Here is an 8,562-nt window from a genome sequence, read left to right as displayed (position 1 = left end):
GACCGCAACCGGTTGCGGTCTCGTCCGAGCTTCTCTATCTCGCGGCTCGGGGTTCTCTATCTCGCGGATCAGGTCGACAGGTGGAAGTGGTCGTCCTCCGGGGCGGAGTCCGGGCCGGCGCCCATGTCGACGATGTCGACGTCGCCCTCGCGGTCGGGCTCGCCCGGCGGCAGGCCGAGGAGGGCCTTCTCGTCCGGGCGGTGGCGCAGCACGTGCTCCACGTAGGACGCCGTGGCCTCGAGCATCGGGACGTCGCGCCCGGCCTGCTCGGAGATGAACCAGCGGTGGTCGAGGATCTCGTGGAACAGCTGCGCCGGCTCGAGCTTGCGGCGCAGCTCCCGCGGGACGGCGCGGATGGTCGGCTGGAAGACGTTCTGCGACCAGTCGTGCGCCACCATCTGCGGGTCGTCCTCCTGGCGGTCCGTGGCCGCCACGTAGGAGTCGAGGTCGTTGAGGAGCCGCCGGGCCTGGTTGTCCTGGACGTCCAGGCCGGTGAGGCGGAACAGGCGGCGTGAGTGGTGCCCGGCGTCGACCACCTGGGGCTGGATGCGGACGGTGGTGCCGTCGATGTCCGTGGTGATCGACAGCTCGCCGACGTCGAAGCCCAGGTCGTTGAGCCGGTCGATGCGCGCCGCGACCCGCCAGCGCTCGTCGGACCCGAACGACTCGACGCCCGTGAGCGCCTCCCACAGCTCCGTGTACCGGGAGACGAGGGCGTCGCCGATCGCGATGGCGTCGACCTCCTCGTCGAGCAGCTCGCCCGCCTCGAGGTCGAACAGCTCGCCGATGATGTTGGTGCGGGCGAGGTCGACGTCGTAGGAGCGCTGACCGGGGGTGAGCTCGCGGTGCAGGTCGCCGGTCTCGGCGTCGACGAGGTACGCGGCGAACTGGTGCGCGTCGCGCCGGAACAGGGTGTTCGACAGGGACACGTCGCCCCAGTAGAAGCCGACCAGGTGGACCCGCACCAGCAGGACGGCCAGGGCGTCGATGAGGCGCGCCGCGGTGTCGGGGCGCAGCGCCTGGCTGAAGACGGCCCGGTAGGGGAGCGAGAACGCGAGGTGCTCCGTGACGAGCGCGGCCTCCAGCGGCTCGCCGTCGTCGTCCCGGCGGCCCGTCACCACGCCCACGGGGCGCACGGCCGGGATCTCGAGCTTGCGCAGCTGGCGCAGCAGGTCGTACTCGCGGAACGCGACCGCCTCGCTGATCTCCTTGATCGCGAGCACGCGTCCGTCGAGGCGGACGAACCGCACGACGTGCCGCGAGATACCGCGGGGGAGGGCGGCGAGCACGTCCGCGGGCCACTCGGCCAGGGGGGCGCGCCACGGCAGGTCGAGCAGCGCGGAGTCCGGCGTCGCCGAGGTGATCTGCAGCTGTTCCACGTCGCTCCAGGTGTCGTGCGGGAGGCCAGATGTCGCGCGGAGGGCGGATGGCCCGGCTCGTCAGGGTACGCGACGAGGGGCGGGCCCGGCATCGCCGGACCCGCCCCTCGGGCGGTGCACTGACTCAGTTGAGGCGGTTGCCCGTCGCGGCCGAGAAGAGGTGCGACTGGCCCGGCTTGATCGTCACGTGGATCGTGTCGCCCTTCATGGGGACGTTGCGCGGGTCGATGCGCACGATCACCTGGTTGTCGCCGGCACCCGAGCGGACCTCGGCCTCCTCTGCGGCGGGGCCGACGAGCGTGCCGTAGACGAAGGCGTCCGAGCCGAGCTCCTCGACGAGGTTGACGGCCACGGGCATCGCGTTGTCGGTGCCGTCCGAGACCACCTCGAGCGCCTCGGGGCGGAAGCCGATGGTGATCTTGCCGCCGTCGGCGTCGGTGAGCTGCTCCACGGTCGACCGCTCCAGCGGCACGCGGGCGGCGCCCACGTGGGCCACGCCGTTGTCGACCTTGAAGGTGGCGATGTTCATCGCCGGCGAGCCGATGAAGCCCGCGACGAAGACGTTGGCCGGGGTGTCGTACATCTCGCGCGGCGTGCCGACCTGCTGGAGGAGGCCGCCCTTGAGCACCGCGATGCGGTCGCCCATGGTGAGCGCCTCGGTCTGGTCGTGGGTCACGTAGACGGTCGTGACGCCGAGGCGACGCTGCAGCGACGCGATCTGCGTACGGGTCTGGACGCGGAGCTTGGCGTCGAGGTTCGACAGCGGCTCGTCCATGAGGAACACCTGCGGCTGGCGCACGATCGCGCGGCCCATGGCGACGCGCTGGCGCTGACCACCGGAGAGCGCCTTCGGCTTGCGGTCGAGGTACTCGGTGAGGTCGAGGATCTTGGCGGCCTCCTCGACACGCTGGCGGATCTCGGCCTTGGGGGTGCCGGCGATCTTCAGCGCGAAGCCCATGTTGTCCGCCACCGACATGTGCGGGTACAGCGCGTAGTTCTGGAACACCATCGCGATGTCGCGGTCCTTCGGCTGGACGTCCGTGACGTCGCGGTCGCCGATGAGGATGCTGCCGCCGTTGACGTCCTCCAGGCCGGCGAGCATGCGCAGCGAGGTGGACTTGCCGCAGCCCGAGGGGCCGACCAGGACGAGGAACTCGCCGTCCTCGACGTGCAGGTTGAGCTGGTCGACGGCCGGGCGCTCCGTGCCCGGGTAGATGCGCGTCGCGTGGTCGAAGGTGACCGTAGCCATGGTTGCAATCCCTCCACCGGCAGGTACGTGCCGGACGATCCGTTGTGGGTGGGTGCCGTTGCTTTCACGCTGGCGTGTCGGCGGTGACACATTCTGTTGTCGTGCGCTCCGGGCCTCGGCCGGACGGCCTCGGATCGGTGCGCCGGGATGATCGTACATGCCCCGGGCGTGAGTTCTGACACAGCCCAGGTCAGGGCCTCGCGGCCGCTCGGAAAGGGTTGTCCGTCAGCCCTCGAGCGCGTCCGCGAGGCGCTCCAGGAGGGCGGCGAGGGCGTCCGCGTCCGCCACGCGCTCGGTCGCGAGCGTCGGCCCGGCACCCACCTTGACCCCCAGGTCGGCCGGCCCGAGCACCTCGAACGCCGCCTCGTCGGTGGTGTCGTCGCCGGCGTACAGCACGAGCCCGCGGAGCCGGTCGTCTCCCTCCTCCAGCTCCTCGCGCAGCCGCTCCACGGCGACCCCCTTGGACGTGGGGACGACGGCGATCTCGACCACGTCCTTGCCGTGCATCGCGTGCAGGCCGAGCCGGGCGGCCACCGCGTCGGCGTCGGCCGCGGCCGCGCGGGCGTCGTCCGGCCCGCTGAGCCGGGTGTGCAGGACGGCGGCGCTCGGCTTGTCCTGCACCCATGCGCCGCGCCGCCCGTCGACGGCGTCCTGCAGCCCCTCGCGCAACCGCTCCAGGGTGTCCGCCTGCTCCTCGGTGAGGCGCAGCGGCACGGCGTCGACCCCGTGGGCGGAGACCCGTCCGGTCTCCGCGCCGTGGCTCCCGACCAGGTACGTGCCCGCCGGTGCCGCCGACCGGGCGGCGAGGTCCGTGAGGTTGCGGCCCGAGACGAGGGCGAGGCGCAGCTCGTCGCCCCCGGGCGGCGCCGGCCGCGCCGCGAGCGCGGCGAGCCGGTCCACGGCCGCGCGGGCGGCCGGCGTCATCGTCGAGGCCGAGGGGTCGTCGACGAGGGGCGCGAGCGTCCCGTCGAAGTCGAGCGCGACGAGCCGCGCGACCCGCGGTGTCGCCTGGTCGGGCCGGCCGGCGAACGCGAGCACCGCGGCCACGGCCGCCTCGTCCCCGCCCGGCGCGGGCCCGCTCACCCGCCGCCCGGACTCCTGCTGCCCGGACTCCTGCTGCCCGGGCACCCGAGGCCCGTTCACCCGCGGCTCGACCGGGCCGGCACGGCGGTGAGCACGCCGAGGAACGTCTCGGACCACTTCGCGACGTCGTCGGCCATCACCTTGCGGCGCAGCCGGCGCATCCGCCGCCGCTGCTCGCGTGCGGGCATGTGCGCCGCCGCGACGATGGTGTCCTTCATCCCGTCGATGTCGTGCGGGTTGACCAGCAGCGGGCCGGGGGCCAGCTCGTCGGCGGCGCCGGTGAACTCGCTCAGCACCAGCACCCCCTGCTCGTCCGAGCGCGCCGCGATGTACTCCTTCGCCACGAGGTTCATGCCGTCGCGCAACGAGGTGACGAGCATGACGTCGGCCGCGAGGTACAGGGCGGCCATCTCGTCGGGCGGGTAGGAGTGGTGGAGGTAGTGGATGGCGGAGTGGCCGAGCTCGCCGAACTCGCCGTTGATGCGGCCCACGAGCCCCTCGACGTGCTCGCGCAGGTCCTGGTAGGCCCCGACGTTCTCGCGGCTCGGGCTCGCGACCTGCACCAGCGTGCAGTGCTCGACGTCGAGCCGGCCGTCCTGCAGCAGCTCGCCGTACGCCTTGATGCGGTGCCGGATGCCCTTGGTGTAGTCCAGGCGGTCGACGCCCAGCATCATCACCTTCGGGTCGCCCAGGTCGGCGCGGATCTCCTTCGCGCGGGCCTGCACCTCGGGCTCGCGGGCGAGCGCGTCGAAGTGGTGGGAGTCGATCGAGATGGGGAACGCGGCGGCGCGCACGTGCCGGGCGGGGCGCCCGTCCTCCTCCGCGACCGTGATGATCGGCCCGCGCGTGGTGTGCTTCGTGAGCCGCCGGACCGAGCGCACGAAGTTCGAGGCGTCGCCGCCGCGCTGGAAGCCGATGAGGTCGGCGCCCAGCAGGCCCTCGACGATCTGCGTGCGCCACGGCAGCTGCTGGAACAGCTCCACCGCGGGGAACGGGATGTGGTCGAAGAACCCGATGCGCAGGTCGGGGCGCAGCTCGCGGAGCATCTTCGGCACCAGCTGGAGCTGGTAGTCGTGCACCCACACGACCGCGTTCTCCGCCGCCTGTGCGGCCGCGGCCTCGGCGAACCGGCGGTTGACGCGGCGGTAGGCGTCCCACCACTGCCGGTGGTAGGTCGGGGGCGAGATGACGTCGTGGTACAGCGGCCAGAGGGTGTCGTTGGAGAACCCCTCGTAGTACCGCTCGATCTCCGCCCTGCTGAGCGTGACGGGCACCAGCAGCATGTCGTCGGCCTCGAAGGGCTCGTGCTCGAGGTCGGGGGCGCCGGACCAGCCGACCCACGCGCCGTCCGCCTCCCGCATGACCGGCTCCAGGGCCGTGACGAGGCCGCCGGGGGAGCGGTGCCAGTCCACCCCGCCGTCGGCGTCGACCGTGAAGTCGACCGGGAGCCGGTTGGCGACGACGACGAGGTCGTACCCGTCGCCCTTCCGACGATGGCTGCTTGACGAACCTTTGCCTGTCAAGGGACCTCTCTCCACGCGTTCTGCCAGGAATCCATCAAGGACTCCGGAGGGCTTCGAAAGGACGACGTCCTCCCCGGACAGGGTACCGACGTGGCCACGCCCTCGCCCCGGCGCGGCGCGACGTCACCCGTTTCGTCCCGGCCGCAGCGGGACGCGCGAGCGCTCCCCGACCGGCCCGCGACCTGCGCACGACCCGGCGGTGACCTCTCGCGGACCCGCGCGGCACGGCGCGCCCCGGGAGGTCCGGCCCGATACGGTGTGCCCCATGGGTGAGGTCGACGCGATGCAGGTCCCGGGGCGCAACCCCGTGCCCGGCCCGCCGTCGGCCCCGCGCGGCGACGACGGCGGCGGCGGGCAGAACGGCAGCAGGCAGGACGGCACGGTGCGCGGCGGCACGTCGTCGGACCACCCGCCGCGCGTCTCCCGGACCCGGGACGGCGGCCTCGCCGAGGGCGCGGAGGTCGGCGGGTACACGGTCGTGCGGGCGCTCGGGAGCGGCGCGATGGGCGCCGTCTACGAGGCGGTCGACGGCGGCGGTGGCCGCGTGGCGCTCAAGGTGCTGCACGCGCACGTCGACGCCGACCCCGCCGGGCGCGAACGGCTCCGGCGCGAGGCCGCGGCGCTGCAGCGGCTGCGGCACCCCGCCGTCGCGCAGGTGCTCGACGCCGAGCTGGAGGGCCCGTACGCGTTCGTCGTGACGGAGCTGGTGGACGGCGTCACCCTCGAGGAGGAGGTGGACGAGCGCGGCCCGCTCGACGCCGCCGACGTCTTCTCCCTCGCCGACCAGCTCGCCGCCGCCCTCGAGGCCGTGCACGACGCGGGCGTGGTGCACCGCGACCTCAAGCCCTCGAACGTGATGATCACCGCGCAGGGCCCGGTGCTCATCGACTTCGGCATCGCGCAGGGGCCGGGCGACACCCGGACCACGTCCGCGGGGTTCGTCATGGGCACCCCCGGCTACATCGCGCCCGAGCTGCTCGACGGCGGCGCGCCCGTCGCGGAGACCGACTGGTGGAGCTGGGCCGCCCTGCTGTCGTTCGCCGCCACCGGCCGCTCGCCGTTCGGCGTCCGTCCCACCGAGCTGGTGCTGCGCCGCTCCCGGGAGGGGAGGCCGGACCTGCACGGCGTACCGCCCCGCACGGCGCGGGCGCTCGCGGGAGCGCTCCAGGCCGACCCGGCGCTCCGCTGGGGCCCCACCGAGGTGGCGCGCGCCCTGCGTCGGGACCTCGACGACGCCCTGGGCGGCGCGCCCGACCCCTGGGCCTCGCCGGACGCCACGCAGCGCATCGCGCAGTCCACCGAGTCGCAGGCGGCCGCGACCCAGCGGGTGGGGCTGCCGACGCAGGTCGTCGCGGCCGCCGCGGCCCCGGCGTCGTACCCCCCGACCGGTGCCGTCCCCGTCGCCCCTGGCGGTGGGCCGGGCACGCCGCCGCCCCCGCCGCCCGTCGCGCCGGACCGTCCCACCACGTCCGCCCCCGCCACGCCGGCCGACGCCGACGACCCCACGCAGACCATGACCGCCCTGGAGCGCGACCGGCTGCAGGCGCAGGACGGCGCCACGCGTGCCATCCCGGTCGGCGACGTCCGCTACAAGGGCTACGACCAGCTGGTCGAGGAGCTGCCGCCCGAGCCCCCCGGCCCGTACGTGCGTCCCGTGCACCGACGGCGCACCGGGACCGCCGTCGCCGTCGCGCTGCCGCTGGTCGCCCTCGCGGCCACCCGTCCGCTCATCGGGTTCGGCGCGCTCGTCGCGCTCGTCCTCGTGTGCCGCGCCGTCGCGACGTCGGGCGACCGGCTGCACTCGCGGCGCGAGCACAAGGGCGTCCGCCGCTCAGACGGCTTCGTCGGCACGCTGCTGTTCCCCTGGCACGCTCTCCTCGGCGTGCTCGGGTCGATCCCCGCGGTGCTGGTCGGCGCGTGCGCCGGGCTGCTGACGCTGCTGGCCGGTTGGTGGCTGTTCGGCGCGGGCCACCTCATCGTGCTGCCCCGCGACGACCTGGAGGCGCGCTCCCAGGGCGGGATGAACGAGGGCATCGTGTTCAACGGCGTCCTGGCGGGGGTGATGGTCGTCGCGCTCCTGGCCACGTGGTTCGGGCCGGCGGGCGGCACCGCGCGCGAGGGCGGCCGCATCATCCTCGGGAAGATCGCCCCGGGCCGCGTCGGCGCCGCCGTCGTCGTGACCGTCTGCCTGGTGCTGACGGTGATCCTCGTCGCACCCGTGCTCTCCGACCCGACGATCGAGTGGTGGCCCATCAGCGGGCCCCCCGATCTCCTCTGACTCCTCGCGCTCGCCGTCGGTCGGCCCGGCAGGACATTCCCGGCGAACGTCCAGGTGCCGCGGGTAGGCTTCGCCCCGTCCGGCGCTGCCGCGCCGCCCCGCCCTCCCGAGATCCTCGAGGACACGATGTCGACGAAGAACCCGAACATGACGAAGGCGCAGCGTCGTGACGCGGCGCGCGCCGAGGCGCTCGCCCTGCGCGAGAAGGAGCAGCAGCGCGACCGGCGCAACCGGATCATCACCCTGTCCGTGCTCGCCGTCGCGCTCGTCGCGCTCGGCGTCGTGGTCTGGATGATCCTGCAGCAGGGCGCGAAGAACAACGTCGAGGACGTCCCCCTGGCGGAGGTGACGATGCCCTCGACGGCGCAGGAGAACGGCGGCATCCCCGTCGGCGCCGACAACGCCGCGGGCACCGAGAACGCCGACGCGCCCGTCATCGACGTCTACCTCGACTACATGTGCCCCGTGTGCGGCCAGTTCGAGCAGACCAACGCCGGCGACATCGACGAGATGGTCGCGGCCGGCGACGCGACCGTCGTCTACCACCCCGTGTCGATCCTCGACCGGCTGTCCGCCGGCACCGACTACTCGACGCGCGCGGCCTCGGCCGCGGCCTACGTCGCCGACAAGGCCCCCGAGGCGTTCCCGGCGTTCCACGCGGCGCTGTTCACCAACCAGCCGGCCGAGAACACCGAGGGGCTGTCGGACGAGCAGCTCGCGTCGTACGCCGAGGAGGCGGGGGCGCCTGCCGACGTCGCGACCGCCATCGAGGACGGCACCGCCCGCCAGACGTTCGGCCAGTACGTCCACTCGGCGACGCAGGAGGCGACCTCCGACGAGGCGCTGCAGAACCCGCAGTCGGGCTCGTTCGGCACGCCGACCGTCCTCGTCGACGGCGAGGTCTTCGGCGACTGGGGCACCCAGGGCGCCCTGGGCCAGGCCGTCACCGCGGCCGCCGGCAGCTGACCGCCGCGCGGCACGGCCTACCCGCCCCGGTAGGCTGTGCCGCGCTCCCGCCACCTTAGCTCCGCTGGTGGAGCTCCCGTCTTG

6 protein-coding genes are annotated in these 8,562 nt (G+C 73.9%); 2 read left to right on the top strand and 4 right to left on the bottom strand.

Annotation, left to right across the window (positions count from 1 at the left end):
• Positions 1-68: 68 nt before the first annotated feature.
• The 4 genes from ACFCZN_RS20985 to ACFCZN_RS20970 form a co-directional block, all read right to left on the bottom strand.
• Positions 69-1,379, bottom strand: a complete 1,311-nt coding sequence (locus tag ACFCZN_RS20985; protein WP_430558045.1) for a DUF4032 domain-containing protein — start codon at positions 1,377-1,379, stop codon at positions 69-71.
• Between the two features lie 124 nt (positions 1,380-1,503).
• Positions 1,504-2,628, bottom strand: a complete 1,125-nt coding sequence (locus ACFCZN_RS20980; protein ID WP_429764299.1) for an ABC transporter ATP-binding protein — start codon at positions 2,626-2,628, stop codon at positions 1,504-1,506.
• Between the two features lie 225 nt (positions 2,629-2,853).
• Positions 2,854-3,756, bottom strand: coding sequence for a trehalose-phosphatase (gene otsB, locus ACFCZN_RS20975; RefSeq protein ID WP_430558044.1), 903 nt, complete (start codon positions 3,754-3,756; stop codon positions 2,854-2,856).
• 11 nt (positions 3,757-3,767) lie between these two features.
• Positions 3,768-5,234, bottom strand: a complete 1,467-nt coding sequence (locus ACFCZN_RS20970; protein WP_430558043.1) for a trehalose-6-phosphate synthase — start codon at positions 5,232-5,234, stop codon at positions 3,768-3,770.
• Positions 5,235-5,499: 265 nt separating this feature from the next.
• Between ACFCZN_RS20970 and ACFCZN_RS20965 the strand changes: the two genes are divergently transcribed.
• Both ACFCZN_RS20965 and ACFCZN_RS20960 read left to right on the top strand, forming a co-directional pair.
• Positions 5,500-7,512 carry a serine/threonine-protein kinase gene (locus ACFCZN_RS20965; protein ID WP_429764302.1) on the top strand — a complete coding sequence of 671 codons (2,013 nt, stop codon included), beginning with the start codon at positions 5,500-5,502 and terminating at the stop codon, positions 7,510-7,512.
• Positions 7,513-7,638: 126 nt separating this feature from the next.
• Positions 7,639-8,478 (top strand): DsbA family protein, encoded by an 840-nt coding sequence (locus ACFCZN_RS20960; RefSeq protein WP_430558042.1) that lies wholly within the window; start codon positions 7,639-7,641, stop codon positions 8,476-8,478.
• The last annotated feature ends 84 nt before the right edge of the window (positions 8,479-8,562 follow it).

Source organism: Isoptericola sp. NPDC056134 (assembly GCF_042264825.1).
GTDB classification, from domain to species: Bacteria; Actinomycetota; Actinomycetes; order Actinomycetales; family Cellulomonadaceae; genus Isoptericola; species Isoptericola nanjingensis.
This window is presented reverse-complemented; position numbering and strand designations above follow the sequence as displayed.

Coding starts and splice junctions, on each gene's coding strand:
- ACFCZN_RS20965 (WP_429764302.1), top strand. CDS start 5,500: ATGGGTGAGGTCGACGCGATGCAGGTCCCGGGGCGCAACCCCGTGCCC.
- ACFCZN_RS20980 (WP_429764299.1), bottom strand. CDS start 2,628: ATGGCTACGGTCACCTTCGACCACGCGACGCGCATCTACCCGGGCACG.
- ACFCZN_RS20960 (WP_430558042.1), top strand. CDS start 7,639: ATGTCGACGAAGAACCCGAACATGACGAAGGCGCAGCGTCGTGACGCG.